Annotated in this window: 25 protein-coding genes; 22 read left to right on the forward strand and 3 right to left on the reverse strand. The window is 57.0% G+C overall.

What is annotated here, in order from left to right; translation table 11 throughout:
- The first annotated feature begins 68 nt into the window (after nucleotides 1–68).
- From seqA to EGK14_RS08185, 3 genes are all read left to right on the forward strand, one after another.
- Complete coding sequence (gene seqA / locus EGK14_RS08175) at nucleotides 69–623, forward strand: replication initiation negative regulator SeqA (RefSeq protein ID WP_125288587.1); 555 nt, start codon at nucleotides 69–71, stop codon at nucleotides 621–623.
- A 24-nt stretch (nucleotides 624–647) separates the two neighbouring features.
- Complete coding sequence (pgm, locus tag EGK14_RS08180; RefSeq protein ID WP_125288588.1) at nucleotides 648–2,288, forward strand: phosphoglucomutase (alpha-D-glucose-1,6-bisphosphate-dependent); 1,641 nt, start codon at nucleotides 648–650, stop codon at nucleotides 2,286–2,288.
- 466 nt (nucleotides 2,289–2,754) lie between these two features.
- Entirely contained in the window at nucleotides 2,755–2,961 is a 207-nt protein-coding gene (locus EGK14_RS08185) for a YbfA family protein (RefSeq protein ID WP_125288589.1), read from the forward strand.
- A 15-nt stretch (nucleotides 2,962–2,976) separates the two neighbouring features.
- On the opposite strand, the gene EGK14_RS08190 is transcribed toward EGK14_RS08185, so the two are convergent.
- On the reverse strand, nucleotides 2,977–3,285 hold the full coding sequence (locus EGK14_RS08190; RefSeq protein ID WP_125288590.1) for a hypothetical protein: 309 nt from the start codon (nucleotides 3,283–3,285) through the stop codon (nucleotides 2,977–2,979).
- Here EGK14_RS08190 and EGK14_RS08195 point away from each other — a divergent pair.
- From EGK14_RS08195 to EGK14_RS08205, 3 genes are all read left to right on the forward strand, one after another.
- Nucleotides 3,260–4,216 (forward strand): 2-thiouracil desulfurase family protein, encoded by a 957-nt coding sequence (locus EGK14_RS08195; protein WP_125288591.1) that lies wholly within the window; start codon nucleotides 3,260–3,262, stop codon nucleotides 4,214–4,216. The genes EGK14_RS08190 and EGK14_RS08195 overlap by 26 nt on opposite strands.
- A 14-nt stretch (nucleotides 4,217–4,230) precedes the next feature.
- On the forward strand, nucleotides 4,231–5,649 hold the full coding sequence (gene phrB, locus EGK14_RS08200; protein ID WP_125288592.1) for a deoxyribodipyrimidine photo-lyase: 1,419 nt from the start codon (nucleotides 4,231–4,233) through the stop codon (nucleotides 5,647–5,649).
- A gap of 72 nt (nucleotides 5,650–5,721) precedes the next feature.
- Nucleotides 5,722–6,465, forward strand: coding sequence for a type 2 GTP cyclohydrolase I (locus EGK14_RS08205; protein ID WP_125288593.1), 744 nt, complete (start codon nucleotides 5,722–5,724; stop codon nucleotides 6,463–6,465).
- A 51-nt stretch (nucleotides 6,466–6,516) separates the two neighbouring features.
- Here EGK14_RS08205 and EGK14_RS08210 read toward each other — a convergent pair whose 3' ends face one another.
- The gene (locus tag EGK14_RS08210; RefSeq protein ID WP_125288594.1) at nucleotides 6,517–6,702 is read right to left on the reverse strand and encodes a hypothetical protein; all 186 of its coding nucleotides are present in this window, start codon (nucleotides 6,700–6,702) and stop codon (nucleotides 6,517–6,519) included.
- Nucleotides 6,703–6,939: 237 nt separating this feature from the next.
- Between EGK14_RS08210 and pxpB the strand changes: the two genes are divergently transcribed.
- The 7 genes from pxpB to nei all read left to right on the forward strand — a co-directional run bounded on the left by pxpB (nucleotide 6,940) and on the right by nei (nucleotide 12,509).
- Nucleotides 6,940–7,596 (forward strand): 5-oxoprolinase subunit PxpB, encoded by a 657-nt coding sequence (gene pxpB, locus EGK14_RS08215; RefSeq protein WP_125288595.1) that lies wholly within the window; start codon nucleotides 6,940–6,942, stop codon nucleotides 7,594–7,596.
- A complete protein-coding gene (gene pxpC, locus EGK14_RS08220; RefSeq protein WP_125288596.1) occupies nucleotides 7,590–8,522 on the forward strand; it encodes a 5-oxoprolinase subunit PxpC in 933 nt (310 codons plus the stop codon). Before pxpB ends, pxpC begins: the two co-directional genes overlap by 7 nt.
- Nucleotides 8,512–9,249, forward strand: coding sequence for a 5-oxoprolinase subunit PxpA (gene pxpA / locus EGK14_RS08225; RefSeq protein ID WP_125288597.1), 738 nt, complete (start codon nucleotides 8,512–8,514; stop codon nucleotides 9,247–9,249). Before pxpC ends, pxpA begins: the two co-directional genes overlap by 11 nt.
- An 89-nt stretch (nucleotides 9,250–9,338) precedes the next feature.
- A complete protein-coding gene (locus EGK14_RS08230) occupies nucleotides 9,339–10,067 on the forward strand; it encodes a DUF969 domain-containing protein (protein WP_125288598.1) in 729 nt (242 codons plus the stop codon).
- Nucleotides 10,064–11,056: a DUF979 domain-containing protein gene (locus EGK14_RS08235; protein WP_125288599.1), complete on the forward strand. Its 993-nt coding sequence runs from the start codon at nucleotides 10,064–10,066 to the stop codon at nucleotides 11,054–11,056. The genes EGK14_RS08230 and EGK14_RS08235 overlap by 4 nt, the downstream gene beginning before the upstream one ends.
- Nucleotides 11,057–11,063: 7 nt before the next feature.
- Nucleotides 11,064–11,705: a pyroglutamyl-peptidase I gene (gene pcp, locus EGK14_RS08240; RefSeq protein WP_125288600.1), complete on the forward strand. Its 642-nt coding sequence runs from the start codon at nucleotides 11,064–11,066 to the stop codon at nucleotides 11,703–11,705.
- 12 nt (nucleotides 11,706–11,717) lie between these two features.
- Complete coding sequence (gene nei / locus EGK14_RS08245) at nucleotides 11,718–12,509, forward strand: endonuclease VIII (protein ID WP_125288601.1); 792 nt, start codon at nucleotides 11,718–11,720, stop codon at nucleotides 12,507–12,509.
- A 42-nt stretch (nucleotides 12,510–12,551) separates the two neighbouring features.
- On the opposite strand, the gene EGK14_RS08250 is transcribed toward nei, so the two are convergent.
- Nucleotides 12,552–13,832: a citrate synthase gene (locus EGK14_RS08250; protein WP_125288602.1), complete on the reverse strand. Its 1,281-nt coding sequence runs from the start codon at nucleotides 13,830–13,832 to the stop codon at nucleotides 12,552–12,554.
- A 607-nt stretch (nucleotides 13,833–14,439) separates the two neighbouring features.
- Between EGK14_RS08250 and sdhC the strand changes: the two genes are divergently transcribed.
- The 9 genes from sdhC (at nucleotide 14,440) to cydA (ending at nucleotide 26,128) form a co-directional block, all read left to right on the forward strand.
- Nucleotides 14,440–14,829 (forward strand): succinate dehydrogenase cytochrome b556 subunit, encoded by a 390-nt coding sequence (gene sdhC / locus EGK14_RS08260; protein WP_125288604.1) that lies wholly within the window; start codon nucleotides 14,440–14,442, stop codon nucleotides 14,827–14,829.
- Nucleotides 14,823–15,170, forward strand: a complete 348-nt coding sequence (gene sdhD / locus EGK14_RS08265) for a succinate dehydrogenase membrane anchor subunit (protein WP_125288605.1) — start codon at nucleotides 14,823–14,825, stop codon at nucleotides 15,168–15,170. The genes sdhC and sdhD overlap by 7 nt, the downstream gene beginning before the upstream one ends.
- 3 nt (nucleotides 15,171–15,173) lie before the next feature.
- A complete protein-coding gene (gene sdhA, locus EGK14_RS08270; protein ID WP_125288606.1) occupies nucleotides 15,174–16,940 on the forward strand; it encodes a succinate dehydrogenase flavoprotein subunit in 1,767 nt (588 codons plus the stop codon).
- Nucleotides 16,941–16,955: 15 nt separating this feature from the next.
- Nucleotides 16,956–17,672 carry a succinate dehydrogenase iron-sulfur subunit gene (locus tag EGK14_RS08275; protein WP_125288638.1) on the forward strand — a complete coding sequence of 239 codons (717 nt, stop codon included), beginning with the start codon at nucleotides 16,956–16,958 and terminating at the stop codon, nucleotides 17,670–17,672.
- A 153-nt stretch (nucleotides 17,673–17,825) separates the two neighbouring features.
- Complete coding sequence (gene sucA / locus EGK14_RS08280; RefSeq protein ID WP_125288607.1) at nucleotides 17,826–20,633, forward strand: 2-oxoglutarate dehydrogenase E1 component; 2,808 nt, start codon at nucleotides 17,826–17,828, stop codon at nucleotides 20,631–20,633.
- Between the two features lie 14 nt (nucleotides 20,634–20,647).
- Complete coding sequence (gene odhB / locus EGK14_RS08285; protein WP_125288608.1) at nucleotides 20,648–21,862, forward strand: 2-oxoglutarate dehydrogenase complex dihydrolipoyllysine-residue succinyltransferase; 1,215 nt, start codon at nucleotides 20,648–20,650, stop codon at nucleotides 21,860–21,862.
- A 106-nt stretch (nucleotides 21,863–21,968) separates the two neighbouring features.
- Nucleotides 21,969–23,135 carry an ADP-forming succinate--CoA ligase subunit beta gene (gene sucC, locus EGK14_RS08290; RefSeq protein WP_125288609.1) on the forward strand — a complete coding sequence of 389 codons (1,167 nt, stop codon included), beginning with the start codon at nucleotides 21,969–21,971 and terminating at the stop codon, nucleotides 23,133–23,135.
- Nucleotides 23,135–24,007 (forward strand): succinate--CoA ligase subunit alpha, encoded by an 873-nt coding sequence (gene sucD, locus EGK14_RS08295; protein WP_125288610.1) that lies wholly within the window; start codon nucleotides 23,135–23,137, stop codon nucleotides 24,005–24,007. The genes sucC and sucD overlap by 1 nt, the downstream gene beginning before the upstream one ends.
- A 561-nt stretch (nucleotides 24,008–24,568) precedes the next feature.
- Nucleotides 24,569–26,128, forward strand: coding sequence for a cytochrome ubiquinol oxidase subunit I (gene cydA / locus EGK14_RS08300; RefSeq protein WP_125288611.1), 1,560 nt, complete (start codon nucleotides 24,569–24,571; stop codon nucleotides 26,126–26,128).

A 26,128-nucleotide genomic window follows, 5' to 3' on the forward strand; every position in this document is an offset into this window, starting at 1 on the left:
GTCCGTCCGCGCCTGGGTAAAACAGGTCGCTAACCGGCTCTTATCAGCAATAATCGTACTGGATCAAGATGAAAACTATTGAAGTCGACGAAGAGCTCTACCGTTATATCGCCAGCCACACTCAGCATATTGGTGAAAGCGCCTCCGACATTTTACGTCGTATGCTGAAATTTTCCGCTGGTCAGGCAGCGCCGAAGGTGCCTGCTGTTACGGCTGCGCCCGCGCCTGTCGCCAGCGTACAGGAAACCGTGGTGAAAGAGACGTCTCGCCCGCAGGACCGCGTTCGCGCCGTGCGCGAGCTGCTGCTGTCGGACGAGTACGCGGAGCAGAAAAAAGCGGTAAACCGTTTTATGCTGATCCTGTCGACTTTATACAATCTGGATCCCAAAGCATTTGCCGCGGCGACCGAATCACTGCATGGTCGTACGCGCGTCTACTTTGCAGGCAATCAGCAAACCCTGGTACAGAACGGCACCCATACCAAGCCGCAGCATATTCCCGGCACGCCGTATTGGGTGATCACCAACACCAACACAGGCCGTAAACGCAGCATGATTGAACATATCATGTCGTCCATGCAGTTCCCGACGGAACTGGCGGACAAGGTTTGCGGTACACTCTAAACACAGCGTCAGGGAGAAGCGCCAATGGCCAGTCACCCCCGTGCCGGGCAGCCAGCACAGCAGAGCGATTTGATTAACGTTGCACAATTGACCTCGCAGTATTATGTCCTGCAGCCGGAAACAGGCAACGCGGAACACGCGGTGAAATTCGGCACGTCCGGCCATCGCGGTAGCGCAGGCCGACAGAGCTTCAATGAGACGCACATTCTGGCTATCGCGCAGGCGATTGCGGAAGAGCGCAAAAAGAACGGCGTTACCGGCCCTTGCTACGTGGGTAAAGATACGCACGCGCTGTCCGAACCGGCGATTATTTCCGTACTGGAAGTGCTGGCGGCGAACGGCGTGGATGTGATTGTACAGCAGGACAACGGCTATACGCCGACCCCTGCCATCTCTAACGCTATCCTTGAGCACAACAAAGCTGGCGGCGCACAGGCTGACGGCATCGTTATCACGCCTTCGCACAATCCACCGGAAGATGGCGGCATCAAGTACAATCCGCCAAACGGTGGTCCGGCCGATACTAACGTCACTAAAGTGGTGGAAGATCGCGCTAACCAGCTGATTAAAGACGGCCTGAAAGATGTTAAGCGCATGGCGCTGGACGAAGCCTGGGCAAGCGGCCATCTGCAGGAAAAAGATCTGATCCAACCCTATATCGAAGGTCTGTCACAGATCATCGATATTCCGGCTATTCAGAAAGCGGGCCTGAAAATCGGCGTCGATCCGCTTGGCGGCTCCGGCATCGCCTACTGGCAGCGTATCGCAGAATATTACAACCTGGATCTGACTATCGTTAACGATTCGGTCGACCAGACGTTCCGCTTTATGCACCTGGATAAAGACGGTGTGATCCGTATGGACTGCTCATCCGAAAGCGCGATGGCGGGCCTGCTGGCACTGCGTGATAAGTTCGATCTGGCATTTGCCAACGACCCGGACTATGACCGTCACGGCATCGTTACGCCTGCGGGCCTGATGAACCCAAACCACTACCTGGCCGTTGCAATTAACTATCTGTTCCAGCATCGTCCGCAGTGGGGCAAAGAAGTTGCCGTCGGTAAAACGCTGGTTTCCAGCGCGATGATCGACCGCGTGGTCAACGACATCGGCCGTAAGCTGGTGGAAGTGCCGGTAGGGTTCAAATGGTTCGTTGACGGCCTGTTTGACGGCAGCTTCGGCTTCGGCGGCGAAGAGAGCGCGGGCGCTTCCTTCCTGCGCTTTGACGGCACGCCGTGGTCGACGGACAAAGACGGTATTATCATGTGCCTGCTGGCCGCCGAGATCACGGCGGTAACCGGTAAAAATCCGCAGCAGCACTATGACGAGCTGGCGGAGCGCTTTGGTGCGCCAAGCTATAACCGTCTGCAGGCTTCTGCGACCTCCGCGCAAAAAGCGGCGCTGTCGAAGCTGTCGCCGGAAATGGTCAGCGCCGATACGCTGGCGGGCGATCCTATCACCGCTCGCCTGACGGCAGCGCCAGGAAACGGTGCATCAATCGGTGGCCTTAAGGTAATGACCGAGAACGGCTGGTTCGCGGCGCGTCCGTCCGGTACGGAAGACGCCTACAAGATCTATTGCGAAAGCTTCCTGGGTGCCGAGCACCGCGAGAAGATTGAAAAAGAAGCGGTAGAAATTGTTAGCGAAGTACTGAAAAACGCCTGATATCAGGGCTGAAAATAAAAGGCGCTAATTTATTAGCGCCTTTTTTATTTTCAAATTTTGCTTTTTTCGCAATGTCCCGAATAATTTAGCCGATTTTAAAGCTGCTAACCGCCTTTAACCATATACCCGGGCCGTCTGTTCAGAGAGTGAGGCAACAAACAGGGTGCAACAGCACCAGCTTTAAACAGTTGTACAATAATGCCTTTACTCTGTACAAAACTGATTAATCTCCCTTCAGGTCGACGCCATGCGGCTACAGGCGTGCTGCAATAGCGTGGCGCGAGGTTGTGGTTTCATTTAAACAGCTGCAATGTAGCCCAATTGTTATTCATTTAATTTAAATTAACGTTAATTTAACTTGTTGCCTTAATCTGAATAATTTTTAATTTAATCTGGTCGGATGAGTGGTAAATATATCGCCAGAACGGTATTATTTTAGCCAGAACTTTATCTTTCCGGAGGGCGTATGAATCTCTATCATCAATACTCGCTGCCTCATCTTCTGCTGCGTCGGCTGGCAACGCTTGTGGTCGGTCTTGTCGCGTTACCTTTTATGCTTTTTTATCGCGACCGCTCGCGCTTCTATAGCTACCTGCATCGCTGCTGGTGTAAAACCAGCACGCAGCCCGTGTGGCTGGCACAGGCGGAAAGGGCCGCTGCCGATTTTTATTAATCGCGTCCGCACGCTTTAGCGCCGCCTTATCCTCTTGCCGCCGCCTTTTCTTCGTGCTGTGGTGTCGGTGCATGTTTCTTTTCTTTCCGCCGCCTTTAGATAGCTGTTAATGCCCCGTTTCAGGGGCATTTTTCTTTTCTTCCTGTCGTTTTGCCTTGTTCCGTAAGGCTTTTCGTCGATCGGCTTTTTTCGATAAATCACCGGTAGCAATTCTTTTTGCAAAGTTGTACAACTTGTTTTGTCTTGTACAGATTTAACCGCTACACTTAATGATGAAAGTAGCAAAGGGGAGAAAGGTATGAGTGAGAAAATTCCGGTAGGCATCAGTGCCTGCCTGCTTGGCGACAGTGTCCGTTTTGATGGCGGCCACAAACGTTGCGCCTTTGCCGCCGAAGATCTGGCGCCTTTTATGCGTTATGAACCGGTTTGCCCGGAAATGGCGATTGGCCTGTCCACGCCACGCCCGGCTTTGCGCCTGACCGAAACGGCTGAAAATAACGTTGAGCTTTGCTTCAGCAACGGGAAAGGCGAGCCGCTGACTCAGGAAATGCAAAGCTTTTCCGAAAAAAAAATCGCCAGCCTGCACCACCTGTGCGGCTACATTGTCTGTGCCAAATCGCCCAGCTGTGGCATGGAGCGGGTGCGCGTTTACCAGCCAGAAAATAACAACAACCGTAAAGAAGGCGTTGGCATCTTTACGCGTGAACTGATGAAGCAAATGCCGTGGCTGCCGGTCGAAGAAGACGGCAGGCTGCACGATCCCGTGCTGCGCGAGAATTTTGTCGAGCGCATTTACACCCTGCACGAATTTAACCAGCTGTGGCGCAGCGGCCTGACGCGCGGCAAGCTTATTGCTTTCCACAGCCGCTATAAACTGACGCTGCTGGCGCATTCACAGCCGGCGTATCGCGAGATAGGTCGCTTTGTGGCGGCTATCGAGCAGTGGTCTTCCCTGGAAGCCTTTGCCTTTGAGTACCGTCAGCGCCTGATGGATCTGCTGAGGCATAAAGCCACGCGCGGCAACCACACTAATGTGATGATGCACGTACAGGGCTATTTCCGACCGCAGCTGAATGCTAAACAGCGCGAGGAGCTGACCTCGCTGATCGAACACTATCGCCAGGGCTTACAACCGTTGCTGGCGCCGATGACGCTGCTTAAACACTATATGTCGGAATATCCCGATCCTTACCTGACCCAGCAACGCTATTTTGAGCCTTATCCGGAAGCGCTTCGTCTGCGTTACGGCCATTAATTACAGGGAAAGCTATGGCCACCCACCTGGTCTGGATGCGCAACGATCTGCGCATCCATGATAACTACGCGCTTTATGCAGCCTGCAGTGATGACAATGCGGAAGTGCTCGCCCTCTATATTGCCACGCCAAAACAGTGGCAATCTCACGATATGTCACCGAAGCAGGCCGCTTTTATTTATCAAAGCCTGCAGGATGTGCAGGGCACTTTGGCAGAGAAAGGCATCCCGCTGCACTATTTGCAGTGCGATGACTTTTCCGCTTCGGTTGAAGCGTTGAAAGATTTCTGCCGTGAGCATCATGTCGACAGCCTGTTTTATAACTATCAGCACGAAGTCAACGAGCGCCAGCGCGATGCGCAGGCGGAACGCGAACTGAGCGAGCTGGATATAGTCGTACAGGGCTTCGATGATGGTCTACTGCCGCCCGGCAGCGTGCTGACGGGCAATCGGGAAATGTTTAAAGTCTTTACGCCATTCAGCAAGGCTTTTGTACGCCGACTGCATGAAGGTATGCCGGAATGCGCGCCCGCGCCGAAACCGCGTGCTCAGGCACCGCTGAAAAAAATACCGCCTTTGACGCCTTTTGATTATCCGCAGGAAGATTTTAATACCGACTTTTTTCCCGTGGGTGAAAAAACGGCTATTCAGCGTCTACGCGATTTTTGTCAGCAGCCGGTCGTGGAATATGCGGCTAAGCGAGATACGCCGGCCGTTGACGGCACAAGCCGCCTGTCCGTTTATCTGGTGACCGGGGTTCTGTCGCCGCGCCAGTGCCTGCATCGGCTGCTGCGCGAGCATCCCGACGCATTAGAAAACGACAAAATATTCAGCTGGTTTAACGAGCTTATCTGGCGCGAGTTCTATCGGCACCTGATTGTCGCCTGGCCCGCGCTCTGTAAACATCAGCCCTTTATCAGCTGGACAAAAAAGGTGCAATGGCAGCGTAATGATGACCAGCTGGCCGCCTGGCAGCAGGGTGAAACCGGTTATCCGATAGTGGATGCCGCTATGCGGCAGCTGAACAGCCTCGGCTGGATGCACAATCGCCTGCGGATGATTACCGCCAGCTTCCTGATTAAAGATCTGCTGATCGACTGGCGGATCGGTGAACGCTATTTTATGTCGCAGCTGATCGACGGCGATCTGGCGGCGAACAATGGCGGCTGGCAGTGGGCCGCTTCCAGCGGCAATGACGCGGCGCCTTACTTTCGCATCTTCAATCCCACTACGCAGGGCGAACGCTTTGATAAAGAAGGCGAGTTCATTCGGCAGTGGCTACCGGAACTGAAGGCGGTGCCCGCTCAGCATATTCATCAGCCGCATGAATGGGCGCGGAAAAACGGCGTTCAGCTCGATTATCCTTACCCCATCGTTGACCACAAAGAGGCCCGCAAACGTGCGCTGGCGGCCTACGAGGCGGCAAGGAAGTAGCCGCGCGTTTTGTCTGTCCGGCGCTCTCTGCTAAAGTTGCCGCATCGAGAACGGCAAAAGAGTGTACGCCCTATGCAAAACAGCGAATTAGAAAACATCGTTAACCAGCAGCTGAATACCGCGAGCTTCAGCGACTATGCGCCGAACGGTCTTCAGGTAGAAGGGCGCGAGCAGGTACAGAAAATCGTTACCGGCGTCACCGCCTGTCAGGCGCTGCTGGATGAGGCGGTACGTTTACAGGCGGACGCGGTGCTGGTGCATCACGGCTATTTCTGGAAAAGCGAAGCGCCGGTGATTAAGGGCATGAAGCGCAACCGGCTGAAAACGCTGCTGGCGAACGATATCAACCTTTACGGCTGGCATCTGCCGCTCGACGCGCATCCTGAGCTGGGCAATAACGCGCAGCTGGCGAGACTGTTTGGGATTGAGGTCAAAGGCGAAGTGATGCCGCTGGTGTTCTGGGGCGAGCTGCCGGAGCCGCTGACGGGCGAGCAGCTTGCCTCACGCATTGGTCAGACTCTGAATCGCGACCCGCTGCACTGCGGCGATAACGCGCCAGCGCTGATCCGCAAAGTGGCGTGGTGCTCCGGCGGCGGCCAGGGTTTTATCGACGCGGCGGCGGCTTTCGGCGTGGACGCGTTTATCTCCGGCGAGGTTTCCGAGCAGACCATTCACAGCGCGCGTGAGCAGGGCCTGCACTTTTTTGCGGCCGGCCATCATGCTACCGAGCGTGGCGGTATCAAGGCGCTGGGGGAATGGCTGGCGGCACAGCATGGCCTGGACGTCACCTTTATCGATATCGACAACCCCGCCTGACGGCAGACAGGCGGTCTTTTGGGCCGCCTGTTAATCTCGCCTGATTAAGGGTTAAGGGTAGGGCGCGACTGAGATTACCGTAAAATCTGCTGTGCCGTGATGCTTCGCAATATGCTGGCGCACAGCGTCCTGCACGGCCGCCTCTGTTGGCTCGCCCTCGCTCTCCAACAGCACTTCTTCGGAATGCAGATGGCCTTCGGCCTGATGCTCATAATGAATTTTGAATGTCGTGCTCATCGCTACCTCCGTTATGCAGAAACCGTAATAGTAGCTACTGCGTCGCGCCTGGCCGGAATTTTTAAATCTTTTTCCAACGGTTAAAAACTTAAGGCAGCGAAAAAGCGAATAATAACGGGCGGCGGCAGGAAGCGCGCATTACCTGCTAATCGATTATTGACACTTCTCTGACATTTCCGCATAACTACTTCTTCTTTCTGGAAAACGATGGCCTTATCGACGGGCCGGGAGAGTGTTTTGCAACGAGCACGTTGTTACCTTTCAGGTGAGCGCGCGGTAGTGCTTGAGCTGGAACCCCCTGTCTCTCTCAGCAGCCAGCAGCGTATCTGGGGCCTGTCAGCGCGCCTGACCGGCCGGCCGGAAGTCACGGAAGTCATTCCCGGCATGAACAATATCACGGTAATTTTAAGCAACCCGCAACAGCACGCGCCGGACGCCATCGAGTGGCTCCAGGGCTGGTGGGAAACAAGCGAAGCGCTGGTGCTGGAAACGCGGGATATCGCCATTCCCGTTATCTACGGCGGCGCAGCAGGGCCGGATCTGGACGAGGTGGCGCGTCAAAGCGGACTGACGCCGCAGCAGGTAGTAGAAGCCCATGCGGCGGGGCGCTATACCGTTTATTTTATCGGCTTCCAGCCCGGTTTCCCTTACCTGGCGGGCCTGGATGAGCGGCTGCATACGCCCCGGCGAGCGGAGCCGCGCCTGAGGGTGCCGGCCGGATCCGTGGGCATCGGCGGTAGCCAGACCGGCGTTTATCCGCTTGCCGCACCGGGCGGCTGGCAGCTAATTGGCCAGACGAGTATCGCTCTGTTTACGCCTGAACAGCAGCCGCCGACGCTTTTGCGTCCCGGCGACCAGGTTCGCTTTATTCCGCAAAAGGAGGGCCTGTGCTGAATATTATTCGGGCTGGCATGAGTACCACCTTACAGGACGCGGGCCGTATCGGCTGGCGTCAGTTCGGCGTCAGCAGCGGCGGCGCGCTGGACTATCCGGCAATGGCGACGGCCAACCTGCTGGTCGGCAACGAGCAAAACAGCCCGGTGCTGGAAATCACGCTCGGCCAGTTCTGCGCGGAGTTTACCCGGGACGGCTGGATGGCGCTGACGGGGGCGGGCTGTAGCGCCGAGCTGGACGGCAAGCCGGTGTGGACGGGCTGGCGCCTTGCCGTACGCAAAGGATCGCGCCTGACGTTGAAAATGCCGCAGCGCGGGATGCGCAGCTACCTGGCGCTGTCTGGCGGTTTTGCCGCCGTGCCCGTGCTCGGCTCCTGCAGCACCGATTTGAAAACGGGCCTGGGCGGCTTTGCGGGACGGCAGATTGAAGACGGCGACAGGCTGCCGCTGGGTGAACCCGTGCGCACATTCAGTAAACCGGCGGGCGTGCGCCAGCTGCTGTTTGGCAATCGCGTTCGCGCGATGGCTGGCCCGGAATACCACGAATTCAGCCGCGAAAGCCGGGAGCTGTTCTGGCGGACGGGATGGCAGCTCAGCCCGCAGAGCAACCGTATGGGTTATCGCTTACAGGGCCGCGCGCTGGCGCGCGAAGCCGGGCGCGACATGCTGTCGCACGGGCTGATCCCCGGTGTGGTGCAGGTGCCGCCTGGCGGCCAGCCGATTGTGCTGATGGCGGATGCGCAAACCACCGGCGGCTACCCGCGTATCGCCTGCGTGATCGAAGCCGACCTCCATCATCTGGCGCAGATCCGTCTGGGCGAGCCGATCCATTTTGTGCACTGCACACTGGAAGAAGCACTGCAGGCGAAGCGCGAGCGAGATTGGGTACTGGAACAAATGGCATGGGGACTGGCACATGAAAATTGATTTAAACGCCGATCTGGGAGAAGGCTGCGGCAACGATCGCGCCTTATTACAGCTGGTTTCCTCAGCCAATATCGCCTGCGGTTTTCACGCGGGCGATGCGCAAACCATGCGGCAGTGCGTGCGCTGGGCGCTGGAGTATGGCGTGGCGATCGGGGCACATCCTGGCTTTCCCGATCGGGAAAACTTTGGCCGCACGCGTATGGCGCTGCCTGCTGAAACGGTTTATGCGCAGACGCTTTATCAGATTGGCGCGCTCCAGGCTATCGCCCGCGGCGAAGGCGGCAGGGTGACGCACGTGAAGCCGCACGGCATGCTTTACAACCAGGCCGCTGAGGACATCTCGCTGGCGGAAGCTATCGCGCAGGCGGTCAGGGCTGCCGATCCGCAACTGATCCTGGTCGGGCTGGCGGGCAGCGAATCTGTTCGTGCCGCTAAATCAGCGGGCCTGACCACCAGAGAAGAGGTTTTTGCCGATCGCGGCTATCAGGCGGACGGTTCGCTGGTGCCTCGCTCGCAGCCCGGCGCGCTGATAGAGAGCGACGAGCAGGCTATTGCACAAACGCTCGCGATGGTGCAGCGAGGGGAGGTGCGGGCCGTCAGCGGCGAATGGGTGAGCGTCAATGCCGAAACCGTGTGCCTGCACGGCGACGGTGCCCATGCGCTGGCCTTTGCCCGCCAGCTCCGTGAGGCGTTCGCCGCACGAGATATTGCAGTCAGCTACGGCTGACGTATCGCTACGGACGGCCCGCTTGCCTGGTCGTCTCCCTTATTGCTCCTGCACGCAGCGGGAAGCTTCTGCCTTTATCAGGAGGATAAATGGATCCTGTCGTTAATCTCTGGCCGCTGGCCGGCATCGCTGCCATCGTGGTTGGGTTTCTACTGCGCTTTAACCCGGTGCTGGTGGTGCTGATCGCCGGTTTAATCACCGGCTTCGCGGCAAAAATGCCGATCGGCGATATTCTGGAAAAGCTGGGTTCGGGCTTTCTCAATACCCGCAACCTGCCGCTGATCCTGCTGTTGCCTTTAGTGGTGACAGGCCTGCTGGAGCGCCACGGGCTGAAAGAGCGCGCTCAGGCCTGGATTGCGCAGATCAAAAGCGCTACGGCGGGAAGATTGCTGATTGTCTACCTGCTGGCGCGTGAGCTGACTGCAGCGATGGGGCTGACCAGCCTGGGCGGCCATCCGCAAATGGTGCGCCCGCTGCTGGCGCCGATGGCGGAAGGCGCTACCGAAAATCGTTATGGCGAGCTGCCGCCGGAAGTGCGTCATCGCCTGCGCGCTATGTCGGCGGCGACCGATAACGTCGGGCTGTTTTTCGGCGAGGATATCTTTGTCGCGTTTGGCGCCATTATCTTTATGCATAATTTTATGCAGCAATCGGCGGGCATCCAGACCGATCCGCTACAGATAGCGGTCTGGGGCATCCCGACCGCCGTTTGCGCTTTTCTGATCCATGCCTTTCGCCTGCGTCGCCTGGATAAAACCCTGGCCGCAGAGCTGGCGGCGCTGAATGCGCAGGCGCAGCAAATCAAAGGGGGGCGCTGATGTTTCAGCAACAGTATCTTTACTGGCTGGCCGGTTTGATCCTGCTGGTGGTCGCCGTCATGTCCTGGCGAGACAAAGCTAATCCGCGTCGTCTGACTACCGGTCTGTTCTGGGCGCTCTACGGCCTGGTTTTTCTGGTCAGCGACGGGGCATCGGCATGGTTTGGAGAGCGTTCGCTCCATATTGCTATCGGCGTGGTGGTGGTGATTATGGCGCTGATTGCCGGACTGGGCGGCGTAAAGCTGGGCGCCTACCATCAGCGCAGCCATCAGGAGCGCGAGGCGAGCGCCAAACGCCTGCGCAACCGGCTGTTTTTGCCTGCGCTGGCTATCCCGGTGGTTACGGTTGTCGGCGTGCTGCTGTTTAATAATTTGCCGGGCGCACGGGTGGCGCTGTTTGGGGAAGGCAATCAGGCCACGCTGGTCACGCTTTTCTCCATGATGGTTGGCTGCGTGGTGGGCTGGCTGATCGCGCTGAAAATGACGCATGAAGCGCCCGCGCAGTCCGTACAGGAAGCGCGTCGCCTGCTTGATGCTATCGGCTGGGCCTTTATTCTGCCGCAGATCCTCGCCACGCTGGGCCTGCTGTTTACTACCGCCGGGGTGGGCACGGCGATTGCGCATCTGACGGAAACTTACCTTGCCGTGGACAACCGTTTTATCGCCGTAGCGGCCTACGCTACAGGCATGGCGCTGCTGACCATGATTATGGGCAACGCCTTTGCCGCTTTCCCTGTCGTCACTGCCGGTATCGGCATCCCGATCCTGGTCCTGCAGCACCACGGCAACCCGGCCGTGATGGCGGCGATCGGCATGTTCTCCGGCTATTGCGGCTCGCTGATGACGCCGATGGCCGCCAACTTCAATATCGTACCCGCCCGGCTGCTGGAGCTGCCCGATCGTAATGCGGTGATCAAGGCTCAGATACCGACCGGCGTGCTATTGTTAATAACCAATATTTTTCTTCTCTGGTTTCTGATGTTTCGGTGAGGCGGCAATGAAAACAGTATTAATGGCGGCGTTTGAGCCATTCGAGGGCGAGCTGGTCAACGCCTCCTGGGAAGCGGTCAGCCAGCTGCATGAAAGAATGATCTGCGGCGCGCACGTGGTGGCGAAACAGTTGCCTTGCGTCTTTGGTGAATCGCTTCAGGTATTAAACGACGCGATGGATGAGCTGGAGCCGGAGCTGGTGATCGTGGTCGGCCAGGCGAACGGCCGGCCCAATATCACGGTCGAGCGCGTGGCAATTAATATTGACGACGCGCGCATTCCCGATAATGCGGGCAGACAGCCGATTGATGAACGCATCGTTGCGGACGGCCCGGCCGCTTATTTCGCCACGCTGCCGATTAAGGCGATCGTCGAAGGTATCCGCGAGGCGGATATCCCCGCAGCCGTATCCCAAACGGCCGGGACTTTCGTTTGCAATCATGTGTTTTACGGTTTGTTGCATCGCCAGGCGCAGCAGAGCGGTCGCGGCGGGTTTATCCACGTGCCGTATTTGCCGCAGCAGGCGGTGAGGCATCCGGGTGCGGCCAGTATGCCGCTCCAGACGGTAGTGCTGGCGCTGGAAATGGCGCTGAGCATCGCGCTGACCGTGGAAGAGGACAAAAAGCTGGAAGGCGGCGCCACACAATAACAAGGAGTCACCATGCCGGAAGGGCCTGAGATCCGCCGCGCGGCGGACAAGCTGGAAAAAGCCATCAAGGGTAAAACGCTGACCGAGGTCTGGTTTGCTTTTCCCCAACTGAAAACCTACGAGTCCTCGCTGATTGGCGAAAGGGTAGAGGCGATCGAGACGCGCGGCAAAGCGATACTGACGCATTTCTCCAACGGATTGATCCTCTACAGCCATAACCAGCTTTACGGCGTCTGGCGCGTGATTAAAAGCGGCGCCGATCCGCAGAGCAATCGGATACTGCGCGTGAAGCTGGCGGCAGAGGACAAAACGCTGTTGCTGTATAGCGCCTCTGATATTGAGTTGCTGACGCAGGACACGCTGGCGGCTCATCCTTTTTTGCTGCGCGTCGGCCCGGACGTGCTGGATATGACGCTGACGGTGGAAGAGGTCAGGGCGCGCCTGCTGTCACCGCGCTTCCGGCGGCGCCAGTTCAGCGGCCTGCTGCTGGATCAGGCTTTCCTGGCGGGTTTAGGCAATTATCTGCGGGTGGAGATCCTCTGGCACGCCGGGCTGGCGCCGCAGCATAAGGCACAGGATTTGGACGAGGCGCAGCTGGACAAGCTGGCGGAAGCGCTGCTGGCCATCCCCCGGCTTTCTTACCAGACGCGCGGCGTGGCAAAAGAAAACAAGCATCACGGCGCGCTGTTTAGTTTTAAAGTTTTTCATCGGGCGGGCAAGCCGTGCGAGCGCTGCGGCGGCATCATTGAGAAAACCTCGCTCTCTTCACGGCCTTTTTACTGGTGTCCGGGCTGTCAGACATAAAAAAAGCGCCGCATTGCGGCGCTTCTCATATTAACCTGAGTCTTACCTGGTCAACGAGTTAAAGTCACGCTGATCGTAGCCGGTGTAAAGCTGACGCGGACGGGCAATTTTAATGCCGTCGTCGTGCATCTCTTTCCAGTGAGCGATCCAGCCTACCGTACGCGCCATGGCGAAGATAACGGTAAACATAGAGGAAGGGATACCCATCGCTTTCAGGATCAGGCCTGAATAGAAATCGACGTTCGGATAGAGTTTGCGCTCGATAAAGTACGGGTCGTTCAGCGCAATATGCTCCAGCTCCATGGCCACTTCCAGCAGATCGTCCTTCATGCCCAGCTCTTTCAGCACTTCGTGACAGGTTTCACGCATCACCGTGGCGCGCGGATCGTAGTTCTTATACACGCGATGGCCGAAGCCCATCAGGCGGAACGAGTCGTTCTTGTCTTTCGCACGACGCAGGAATTCCGGGATATGCTCAACCGTTTTGATCTCTTCCAGCATACGCAGACAGGCTTCGTTGGCGCCGCCGTGCGCCGGCCCCCAAAGGGAAGCGATGCCCGCAGCGATACAGGCGAACGGGTTAGCGCCGGAAGAACCAGCTGTACGCACGGTAGAAGTGGAAGCGTTCTGCTCATGATCCGCGTGCAGGATCAGAATACGATCCATGGCGCGTTCCAGCACCGGGTTGACCACGTACTCTTCGCAAGGCGTAGAGAACATCATGTTCAGGAAGTTGCCGGCATAGGAAAGATCGTTGCGCGGATAGACGAACGGCTGGCCGATGGAATACTTGTAACACATGGCGGCCACGGTCGGCATCTTGGACAGCAGACGGAAAGCGGCGATTTCGCGGTGACGCTCGATATTCACGTCCATCGCATCGTGATAGAAAGCCGCCAGCGCGCCGGTCACGCCACACATGACCGCCATCGGATGGGAATCACGACGGAAGCCGCGGAACAGATGGTGGATCTGCTCGTGGATCATGGTGTGACGGGTAACGATAGTGCGGAACTCTTCAAACTGCTCTTTGGTTGGCGCTTCGCCATTCAGCAGGATGTAGCACACTTCCAGGTAGTTAGAGTGCAGCGCCAGCTGGTCAATAGGGTATCCACGGTGCAGCAGAACGCCTTCGTCGCCGTCGATATAGGTAATTTTGGATTCGCAAGAGGCGGTGGAGGTAAAGCCCGGGTCAAAAGTAAAATAACCTTTAGAACCGAGGCTACGGACATCGATCTCTTCCTGGCCTAGCGTGCCGCTCAGTACGTCGAGTTCGATAGCGTCTTCGCCGGGCAGGTTAAGCGTTGCTTTTTTATCAGCCATTTAAGTCTCCTTAGCGCCTTGTCGATGAATCTATGACATCTGAAACGCCGTTATGTCCACCGCTGCGGGTAAGCAGTATCAACTCTGTGGCATCTTATTACGTGCAGGGTACAGAGTGACGGCGCCTATGGGCCGGAAGGGCACAATCAGGCTTTGTTTAGCAGTTGTTAAAGATTCGGTATGGTCGTAACTTGTTAACCTGATGCTTAATAAGTTTAGCTCACCAATGTTACATAACTTGTGCTTAGGGGAAAGTGTATCCCCATAACTTTTGTGCATCATAGAACTTTTCGCGCTCAGTTTGTAACAAAAATGTTGAACTTTTGTCAAATCAGATAATTAAATTTGTACGATTTGTGAAAAACGTGAGTGAGATCACTGTTCCATCTATTTTTCACCAAGATGTTTGTAGGGGAATTGTAATGAGATTGTGATCGACCTATACTGCCGCCAGGTCTCCGGAATACCCTGACACCAGGAGCCACCCAGCGTTTTAGCGCCACAATTAACACTGGATGTTGCTGTTTTGGTGCCGGCTCACAGTCCGAATGCTTATGTATTTGGCTGTCACCTTCAGGACCGGAGGAAGCAAAATAAGAAAGGCTCTGTGGGCAAAACCGTGAAAAAACAAAGACCTGTCAACCTGGATCTCTCAACGATCCGGTTTCCCGTTACCGCAATCGCGTCCATTCTCCACCGCGTGTCCGGCGTCATTACGTTTGTTGCCTTGGGCATACTGCTTTGGTTATTGGGCCTGTCGCTGTCGTCGCCCGAAGGCTTTTTGCAGGCGTCTGCCGTTATGCAAAGCTTCTTCGCAAAATTCATCATGTGGGGCATTCTCACCGCGCTGGCGTACCATACCGTCGGCGGGATACGTCATATGCTGATGGATTTTGGCTACCTGGCAGAGACGCAGGTGGTGGGAACGCGTTCGGCGCAAATCTGCTTTGGTATCACCGTCGTGCTTTCAATTCTGGCTGGAGTCCTCGTATGTTAAGCAACGCTTCCGCATTAGGACGCAACGGCGTTCACGACTGGCTGCTGGTGCGCGCCACATCTATTGTGATGACGCTCTACATCCTTTACATCCTCGGCTTTATCGTAATGACGGACACGCTGACTTACGACATCTGGCGCGGTTTTTTTGCCTCCTCCGTAACGAAAGTGTTCACGCTGCTGACGCTGTTCTCCATTCTGATGCATGGCTGGATAGGGATGTGGCAGGTGCTGACAGACTACATCAAACATCTGGCGACGCGTCTGCTGTTGCAGATGGCGATTGTGGTAGTGCTGTTTGTCTATGCGATTTATGGAACCGTCGTTGTGTGGGGTGTGTAAAAAATGAAGTTGCCAGTCAGAGAGTTTGACGCCGTCGTAGTCGGCGCGGGTGGTGCAGGTATGCGTGCCGCACTGCAAATTTCCCAATCGGGCCAGACCTGTGCCCTGTTATCTAAAGTATTCCCGACCCGTTCCCACACCGTGTCCGCGCAGGGCGGTATCACCGTCGCGCTGGGCAACAGTCATGAAGACAACTGGGAATGGCATATGTACGACACGGTGAAAGGTTCCGACTATATCGGTGACCAGGACGCCATTGAATATATGTGCAAAACCGGCCCGGAAGCGATTCTGGAGCTGGAGCATATGGGCCTGCCGTTCTCCCGTCTGGACGATGGCCGCATCTATCAGCGTCCGTTCGGCGGCCAGTCGAAAAATTTTGGCGGCGAGCAGGCGGCACGTACCGCAGCAGCGGCTGACCGTACCGGCCACGCGCTGCTGCATACGCTCTATCAGCAGAACCTGAAAAACAAGACCACTATCTTCTCCGAATGGTATGCGCTGGATCTGGTGAAAAACGCCGACGGCGCGGTGGTCGGCTGTACCGCCCTGAATATCGAAGATGGCGAAGTCGTCTACTTTAAAGCGAAAGCCACCGTGCTGGCGACCGGCGGCGCAGGCCGTATCTATCAGTCCACCACCAACGCGCATATCAATACCGGCGACGGCGTGGGCATGGCGCTGCGCGCCGGCGTGCCGGTGCAGGATATGGAAATGTGGCAGTTCCACCCGACCGGCATTGCTGGCGCGGGCGTGCTGGTGACGGAAGGTTGTCGCGGCGAAGGCGGCTACCTGCTGAACAAACACGGCGAGCGCTTTATGGAACGCTACGCGCCTAATGCCAAAGATTTGGCAGGCCGCGACGTGGTTGCCCGCTCAATGATGATCGAAATTCGCGAAGGCCGCGGCTGCGAAGGCCCGTGGGGCCCGCATATCAAGCTGAAGCTCGACCATCTGGGTAAAGATGTGCTGGAAGCGCGTCTGCCGGGTATCCTGGAGCTTTCCCGCACCTTTGCCCACGTCGATCCGGTCAAAGAGCCTATTCCGGTTATCCCGACCTGTCACTATATGATGGGCGGCATTCCGACCAAAGTGACCGGTCAGGCGATAACGCTTAACGAGCAGGGCGAAGATGTCGTGGTGCCGGGTCTGTTTGCCGTAGGCGAAATCGCCTGCGTATCCGTACACGGTTCCAACCGTCTCGGCGGCAACTCGCTGCTGGATCTGGTGGTATTTGGCCGCGCGGCTGGCCTGCACTTACAGCAGTCGATGCTGGAGCAGGGCGAGTTGCTGGACGCCACCGATGAAGAGATCGATGCCTCGCTGGTGCGTCTGAACCGCTGGAACAATAACGAAACCGGCGAAGATCCTGCTGAACTGCGTAAAGCGCTGCAAACCTGCATGCAGAACAATTTCTCGGTATTCCGCGAAGGCGACGCGATGGCAAAAGGTCTGGAAGAGCTGAAAGTCCTGCGCGAGCGGCTGAAAAGCGCCCGCCTGGATGACCGTTCGCCTGACTTCAACACGCAGCGTATTGAGTGTCTGGAGCTGGATAACCTGATGGAAACGGCTTACGCCACCGCGGTTGCAGCCAACTACCGCACGGAAAGCCGCGGCGCGCACAGCCGCTTCGATTACCCGGAACGTGACGACGCAAACTGGCTGTGCCATAGCGTCTATCTGCCGCAGAGCGAAAGCATGACTCGCCGTGAGGTGAACATGGAGCCGAAACTGCGCGCGGCTTTCCCGCCGAAAGCCCGTACCTACTAGTTCGCGGAGCATATGATGAAAATCGAATTTTCAGTTTATCGTTATAACCCGGACGTCGATGACGCGCCGCGGATGCAGGACTACAGCCTGGAGTCGGAAGAAGGGCGCGATATGATGCTGCTGGACGCGCTAATCCGTCTGAAAGAGAAAGATCCGACGCTGGCTTTCCGTCGCTCCTGTCGCGAAGGCGTCTGCGGCTCCGACGGCATCAATATGAACGGTAAGAACGGCCTGGCCTGCATTACGCCGGTTTCCGCGCTCGGCGCAGGAAAACGTAAAATTGTGATCCGTCCCCTGCCTGGATTGCCGGTCATCCGCGATTTGGTAGTAGACATGGGCCAGTTCTACACTCAATATGAGAAAATTAAGCCTTACCTGTTGAATAATGGGCAAAATCCACCGGCTCGCGAGCACCTGCAGCAGCCGGAACAGCGGGAAAAACTGGACGGCCTGTACGAATGTATTCTCTGTGCGTGCTGTTCCACTTCCTGTCCGTCGTTCTGGTGGAATCCGGACAAGTTTATCGGTCCTGCAGGGCTGCTGGCGGCCTACCGTTTCCTGATCGACAGTCGCGATACGGAAACCGGTGCACGCCTGGATGACCTCAACGATGCGTTCAGCGTATTCCGCTGCCACAGCATCATGAACTGCGTCAGCGTTTGTCCGAAAGGGCTGAACCCGACGCGCGCCATCGGCCATATCAAGTCGATGCTGCTGGCGCGAAGCGCGTAGGCGCCCCGGGAGCCTGGCTCCCGGTTGTTTTATCAGGCTGGGTTTTGCTTAAGCGGAACACGGCCGAGGGCAAGCCGCTGACGCGGCGCGGGGCTTAGCTGTTCCGTTAAATAATCACGGCAACAAAAAAGCATAATGCTTTAAGGGATCACAATGCAGAACAGCGCGATGAAACCCTGGCTGGACTCCTCCTGGCTGGCCGGCGCGAATCAGACCTATATAGAGCAGCTCTATGAGGACTATCTGACCGATCCTGACTCTGTCGATGCGGCCTGGAAAACGCTGTTTCAGCAGCTTCCGGGTCACGGAGTCAGGCCAGAGCAATTCCACTCCACCACTCGCGAATATTTCAAGCGTCTGGCGAAAGATGCCTCTCGCTACACGTCTTCCGTCAGCGATCCCGACACCAACGCCAAGCAGGTGAAGGTGCTCCAGCTGATTAACGCCTTCCGCTTCCGTGGTCATCAGCAGGCCAATCTCGATCCGCTGGGCCTGTGGAAACAGGAGCCGGTGCCGGATCTGGATCCTGCGTTTCACGATCTGACCGAAGCCGATTTCCAGGAGACCTTTAACGTAGGTTCCTTCGCCTTCGGCAAAGATACGATGAAGCTGGCCGATCTGTTCAGCCTGCTGCAGCAAACCTACTGCGGCTCGATCGGCGCGGAATATATGCATATCACCAACACCGAAGAGAAACGCTGGATCCAGCAGCGGATCGAATCGGTGGCGGGCCAGGCCTCTTTCTCTACCGATGAGAAAAAAGGCTTCCTGAAACAGCTGACCGCTGCGGAAGGGCTGGAGCGCTATCTGGGGGCGAAATTCCCCGGCGCGAAACGCTTCTCGCTGGAAGGCGGCGATGCGTTGGTGCCGATGCTGAACGAGATGATCCGGCACGCGGGTAAAAGCGGCACGCGCGAAGTGGTGCTGGGCATGGCGCACCGTGGTCGTCTGAACGTGCTGATCAACGTGCTGGGCAAAAAGCCGCAGGACCTGTTCGACGAGTTCTCCGGCAAGCATAAAGAGCATCTTGGCACGGGCGACGTGAAATACCATATGGGCTTCTCGTCCGACGTAGAAACCGAAGGCGGCATGGTTCACCTGGCGCTGGCGTTTAACCCGTCGCACCTGGAAATCGTCAGTCCGGTAGTCATGGGATCGGTTCGCGCCCGTCTGGATCGTCTGGACGAGCCGCGCAGCAGCAAAGTGCTGCCGATCACCATCCACGGCGACGCGGCCGTCACCGGCCAGGGCGTGGTGCAGGAAACGCTGAACATGTCGCAGGCGCGCGGCTATGAAGTTGGCGGCACCGTGCGCATTGTCATCAACAACCAGATTGGTTTCACCACGTCTAATCCGCAGGATGCGCGCTCCACGCAGTACTGTACCGACATCGGCAAAATGGTGCTGGCGCCGATCTTCCACGTCAACGCTGACGATCCGGAAGCGGTGGCGTTTGTTACCCGCCTGGCGCTTGATTTCCGTAACACCTTTAAGCGCGACGTCTTTATCGATTTGGTTTGCTACCGCCGCCACGGCCACAACGAAGCCGATGAGCCAAGCGCAACGCAGCCGGTGATGTACCAGAAAATCAAAAAGCATCCGACGCCGCGTAAGCTTTACGCCGACCGTCTGGAAGCGGAACAGGTCACCAGCCTGGAAGACGCGACGGAGATGGTCAATCTCTATCGCGACGCGCTGGACGCCGGTGAATGCGTGGTGCCGGAATGGCGTCCGATGAGCCTGCACTCCTTTACCTGGTCGCCTTACCTGAACCACGAGTGGGATGAAAGCTATCCGGCGACGCTGGAGCTGCAACGCCTGCAGGCGCTGGCCAGACGTATCAGCACCGTGCCGGAAGCGATTGAAATGCAGTCGCGCGTGGCCAAGATTTACAACGACCGCGCTGCGATGGCCGCAGGCGAGAAGCCATTTGACTGGGGCGCAGCGGAAAACCTGGCCTACGCCACGCTGGTAGACGAAGGCATTCCTTGCCGTCTGTCCGGCGAAGATATGGGCCGCGGCACCTTCTTCCATCGTCACGCGGTGATCCATAATCAGGCCAACGGCTCTACCTATACGCCGTTACAGCATATTCATAACGGTCAGGGCACGTTCCGCGTCTGGGATTCCGTCCTCTCTGAAGAAGCGGTGCTGGCGTTTGAATACGGTTACGCCACGGCGGAACCGCGCACGCTGACTATCTGGGAAGCGCAGTTCGGCGACTTCGCCAACGGTGCGCAGGTGGTGATCGACCAGTTCATCAGCTCCGGCGAGCAGAAATGGGGCCGCATGTGCGGTCTGGTGATGCTGCTGCCGCACGGCTATGAAGGGCAGGGGCCGGAGCACTCCTCCGCGCGTCTGGAACGCTATCTGCAACTCTGCGCCGAGCAGAACATGCAGGTTTGCGTGCCTTCTACGCCGGCGCAGGTTTACCACATGCTGCGTCGTCAGGCGCTGCGCGGAATGCGTCGTCCGCTGGTGGTGATGTCACCGAAATCGCTGCTGCGTCATCCGCTGGCGGTCTCTTCGCTGGAAGAGTTGGCTAACGGCAGCTTCCAGCCGGCGATTGGCGAAATCGACGATCTCGATCCAAAAGGCGTCAAGCGCGTGGTGCTCTGCTCCGGAAAAGTCTATTACGATCTGCTGGAAAAGCGGCGTAAAAACGAGCAGACCGACGTGGCTATCGTCCGCATTGAACAGCTCTATCCGTTCCCGCACAAAGCGGTGCAGGAAAAACTCCAGCAGTACGCGCACGTGCATGATTTTGTCTGGTGTCAGGAAGAGCCGCTGAATCAGGGTGCCTGGTACTGTAGCCAGCATCATTTCCGTGAGGTAGTGCCGTTTGGCGCTTCATTACGTTACGCCGGTCGTCCCGCTTCGGCCTCGCCGGCAGTTGGCTATATGTCCGTTCACCAGCAGCAGCAGCAAGATCTGGTTAATGACGCGCTGAACGTTAATTAATTAAAGGAAAAATAATGAGTAGCGTAGATATTCTCGTTCCCGACCTGCCTGAATCCGTCGCCGACGCCACCGTAGCGACCTGGCACAAAAAACCTGGCGACGCGGTCAGCCGTGACGAAGTGCTGGTAGAAATCGAAACCGACAAAGTGGTGCTGGAAGTGCCTGCTTCCGCCGACGGCGTGCTGGAAGCGATTCTGGAAGACGAAGGCGCCACCGTGACGTCTCGTCAGGCGCTGGGGCGCCTGAAAGAAGGCAACAGCGGCGGCAAAGAAAGCTCCGCCAAAGCGGAAGAGAAAGAGTCTACTCCGGCGGAGCGCCAGAGCGCCTCGCTGTCCGATTCAAGCAACGACGCGCTCAGCCCGGCTATTCGTCGCCTGATTGCTGAACATGGTCTGGAGCCGTCGGCGATCAAAGGTACCGGCGTGGGCGGACGTCTGACCCGTGAAGACGTAGAGAAGCACCTGGCGAAAGCGCCAGCTGCCAGGGCCGACGAGCCGAAAGCGGCTGAAGCCGCGCCTTCGCTGGCTGGCCGCAGTGAAAAACGCGTGCCGATGACTCGTCTGCGTAAGCGTATCGCCGAGCGTCTGCTGGAAGCGAAAAACAGCACCGCGATGCTGACCACGTTTAACGAAGTCAACATGCAGCCGATCATGAATCTGCGCAAGCAGTACGGCGAAGCCTTCGAGAAGCGCCACGGTATCCGTCTGGGCTTTATGTCCTTCTACCTGAAAGCGGTGGTGGAAGCCCTGAAGCGCTTCCCGGAAGTTAACGCCTCTATCGACGGCGAAGATGTGGTTTACCACAACTACTTTGACGTCAGCATCGCGGTATCCACGCCACGCGGCCTGGTGACGCCGGTACTGAAAGATATCGACGCGCTGGGCATGGCGGATATCGAGAAAAAAATCAAAGAGCTGGCGATCAAAGGCCGTGACGGCAAGCTGACCGTAGACGAACTGACCGGCGGTAACTTCACCATTACCAACGGCGGCGTCTTCGGCTCGCTGATGTCCACGCCGATCATCAACCCACCACAGAGCGCCATTCTGGGGATGCACGCGATCAAAGATCGCCCGATGGCGGTCAATGGTCAGGTGGTGATCCTGCCAATGATGTATCTGGCGCTCTCTTACGATCATCGCCTGATCGACGGCAAAGAGTCCGTGAGCTTCCTGGTAGCGATCAAAGAGCTGCTGGAAGATCCGTCTCGTCTGCTGCTGGACGTTTAATTCCTGTCGGGCGCGGTGAAAACCGCGCTCAACCCTATGTGTGGCCAAAGCGCTGGCATACTGCCGCATTTGGCCAAGTCTTTTCCGAACTGGATGGATTAACAACATGAACTTACATGAATATCAGGCAAAACAGCTGTTCGGCCGGTATGGTTTACCGGCACCTGTCGGCTATGCCTGCACCACTCCACGCGAAGCAGAAGAAGCCGCTTCTAAAATTGGCGCTGGCCCGTGGGTCGTGAAATGTCAGGTTCATGCCGGAGGCCGTGGTAAAGCGGGCGGCGTGAAGGTAGTAAAAAGCAAAGAAGAGATCCGCGCGTTTGCCGAGCACTGGCTGGGCAAGCGTCTGACCACTTACCAGACCGACGCTAACGGTCAGCCGGTCAACCAGATCCTGGTGGAAGCGGCGACCGATATCGATCAGGAACTTTACCTGGGCGCGGTCGTGGATCGCGGCACCCGTCGCGTAGTGTTTATGGCTTCGACCGAAGGCGGCGTGGAAATCGAAAAAGTGGCGGAAGAGACGCCGCACCTGATCCATAAAATGGCGCTGGATCCGTTAACCGGCCCACAGCCTTACCAGGGCCGCGAGCTGGCGTTCAAACTGGGCCTGACCGGCAAACAGGTTGGTCAGTTCACCAAAATCTTTATGGGTCTGGCAACCATGTTCCTGGAGCGCGATCTGGCGCTGGTCGAAATTAACCCGCTGGTGATCACTAAGCAGGGCGATCTGATCTGCCTGGACGGCAAGCTGGGCGCAGACGGCAACGCGCTGTTCCGCCAGCCGGAGCTGCGTGAAATGCGCGATCCAAGCCAGGAAGACTCCCGCGAAGCGCACGCTGCGCAGTGGGAACTGAACTACGTGGCGCTGGAAGGCAACATCGGCTGTATGGTTAACGGCGCAGGCCTGGCGATGGGCACCATGGACATCGTCAAGCTGAGCGGCGGCCAGCCTGCTAACTTCCTGGACGTTGGCGGCGGTGCCACCAAAGAGCGCGTGACCGAAGCGTTCAAAATCATCCTTTCCGACGACGCGGTGAAGGCCGTCTTCGTCAACATCTTCGGCGGCATCGTCCGCTGCGACCTGATTGCTGACGGCATCATCGGCGCGGTAGCGGAAGTGGGCGTTAACGTACCGGTCGTGGTGCGTCTGGAAGGAAACAATGCCGAGCTGGGCGCGCAGAAACTGGCGGACAGCGGCCTGAATATTATTGCAGCAACCAGCCTGAGCGACGCGGCGCAGCGCGTTGTTGCCGCAGCGGAGGGTAAATAATGTCCATTCTGATCGATAAAAACACCAAGGTAATCTGCCAGGGCTTCACCGGCGGACAGGGCACTTTCCACTCCGAGCAGGCGCTGGCTTACGGCACGCAGCTGGTTGGCGGCGTGACCCCGGGCAAAGGCGGCACCGAGCATCTGGGCCTGCCGGTGTTTAATACCGTGCGTGAAGCGGTAGAAGCCACTGGCGCAACCGCCTCCGTCATTTACGTTCCGGCGCCGTTCTGTAAAGACGGCATTCTGGAAGCGATTGACGCTGGCATCAAACTGATTATCACCATCACCGAAGGTATCCCTACGCTGGATATGCTGACCGTGAAGGTGAAGCTGGATGAAGCGGGCGTGCGTATGATTGGCCCGAACTGCCCTGGCGTCATCACCCCGGGCGAATGCAAAATCGGCATCATGCCGGGTCACATTCATAAGCCAGGCCGTATCGGTATCGTCTCCCGCTCCGGCACGCTGACCTATGAAGCCGTGAAGCAGACTACCGATATCGGTTACGGCCAGTCTACCTGTGTGGGCATCGGTGGCGATCCGATCCCTGGCTCTAACTTTATCGATATTCTGAAACTGTTCCAGGACGATCCGCAGACTGAAGCGATCGTCATGATCGGCGAAATCGGCGGCAGTGCGGAAGAAGAAGCCGCCGCCTTTATTAAAGAGCACGTGACCAAGCCGGTTGTCGGCTATATCGCAGGCGTTACCGCGCCGAAAGGCAAGCGTATGGGCCACGCGGGCGCGATTATCGCAGGCGGTAAAGGCACGGCGGACGAGAAATTCGCTGCGCTGGAAGCGGCCGGGGTGAAAACCGTTCGCAGCCTGGCCGATATCGGCGACGCGGTGAAAGCGGTTCTGCCGCAGTAAGCCGGATCCGTCTCCTCATCAGGGCTGCCTCAGGGCAGCCTTTTTTATTTTTGCATGCGTTCCGGAATATTGGTTAAGCTTTCTTATTAATAGACTAATATACCGCAAGGGTTTCTGAAAAATAGCGCGGGATAATTAATCTGGCCGGTATATATTACACAATTGTTTCCTGTATTGAATATTGATTAAATTAAGTTCTCATCTTTGTTAAAATAAAAAATCCCATATTTACTTTATCGTAATTAATTAATCGCGATCAAAGAAACGCAAGTTATTTACTCTTCCGGGGCTGGCTAAAAACCAGCTTTGGGATTAAATTGCCCTGCATCATAAAATCAGCTTTACGCTTTTAATTATAAAAAGGGACTTCCTGCGTCGATCGCAAATTTTCACGATCTCTATCCTGCAAAAACAGCAACGGCGCGGGCCCGCTGATTTTTTCTCATTAAGATTGTTCACTTACCTACAGGGTTACGTCATCCCAATAAGGAGCGATCCTGTTGCGCCATACGCTGGCCGCCCGGCGCATGGACAAAACTGAGCACGGAGCAAGGAGTCAACATGTTAGATGTGGTCGAACTGTCGCGTTTACAGTTTGCGCTAACGGCGATGTACCATTTTCTGTTTGTACCTTTAACGCTGGGAATGGCGTTTTTACTGGCAATAATGGAAACGGTTTATGTGCTGTCAGGCAAACAAATCTATAAAGATATGACGAAATTTTGGGGGAAACTCTTCGGTATTAACTTTGCGCTTGGCGTGGCCACCGGCCTGACGATGGAATTCCAGTTCGGCACCAACTGGTCTTATTATTCCCATTATGTCGGCGATATATTCGGAGCGCCGCTGGCTATTGAAGGCCTGATGGCTTTTTTCCTTGAATCCACCTTTGTCGGCATGTTCTTTTTCGGCTGGGATCGGCTGAGTAAAATACAGCACCTGACGTGCACCTGGCTGCTGGCGTTAGGCTCTAACCTGTCGGCGCTGTGGATCCTGGTGGCGAACGGCTGGATGCAGAATCCCGTCGGCTCAGAATTCAATTTTGAAACCATGCGCATGGAGATGGTCAGCTTTTCTGAACTGATCCTCAATCCGGTGGCGCAGGTCAAATTCGTGCATACCGTTGCGGCAGGCTACACCTGCGGCGCCATGTTCATTATGGGCATCAGCGCCTTTTATCTGTTGCGCGGTCGCGATATTGCTTTTGCCAGGCGCTCTTTTGCTATTGCCGCCAGCTTCGGCATGGCGGCGGTGCTGGCCGTGATCCTGCTGGGCGACGAATCGGGCTATGTGGTCGGCGACGTGCAGAAAACCAAGCTTGCCGCTATCGAAGCGGAATGGGAAACGCAGCCCGCGCCGGCGGCCTTTACGCTGTTCGGCCTGCCCGACCAGCAGGCGCAGCAGAACCGGTACGCCATTCAGGTCCCCTGGGCGCTGGGGCTGATCGCTACCCGCTCTGTGGATCAACAGGTTACCGGCATCAAAGATCTGATGGCGCAGCATGAGATCCGCATCCGCAACGGGATGCGCGCTTACCAGCTGCTGGAACAGCTACGGGAAGGCAACAGCGATCCGGCTGTGCGCGCCGCCTTTAACCAGGCTAAGCAGGATTTGGGCTACGGGCTGCTGCTGAAACGCTATACGCCAAACGTAGCCGACGCCAGCGAGGCGCAGATCCGTCAGGCCACGCAGGATTCTATCCCACGCGTCGCGCCGCTTTACTTCGCGTTTCGCATCATGGTGGCGTGCGGCGTGCTGATGCTGCTGGTTACCCTCTGCTGTTTCTGGAGCGTTATTCGCAACCGCATCGGCCAGAGCCGCTTCCTGCTGAAATGCGCGCTGTACGGTATCCCGCTGCCGTGGATTGCGGCGGAAGCCGGCTGGTTTGTCGCCGAGTACGGCCGCCAGCCGTGGGCGATTGGCGAAGTGCTGCCGACGGCCGTTGCCAACTCATCGCTGACCACGGGGCAAATCCTGTTTTCGCTGCTGCTTATCTGCGGGCTTTACACGCTGTTTTTGATTGCCGAGATGTACCTGATGTTTAAGTTCGGCAGGCGTGGGCCGAGCAGCCTGAAAACAGGGCGTTATCACTTTGAACAGGCTACCGGAACAGGAGTTTAA

The sequence above is a fragment of the Erwinia sp. 198 genome, assembly GCF_003937915.1.
GTDB lineage: Bacteria > Pseudomonadota > Gammaproteobacteria > Enterobacterales > Enterobacteriaceae > Erwinia > Erwinia aeris.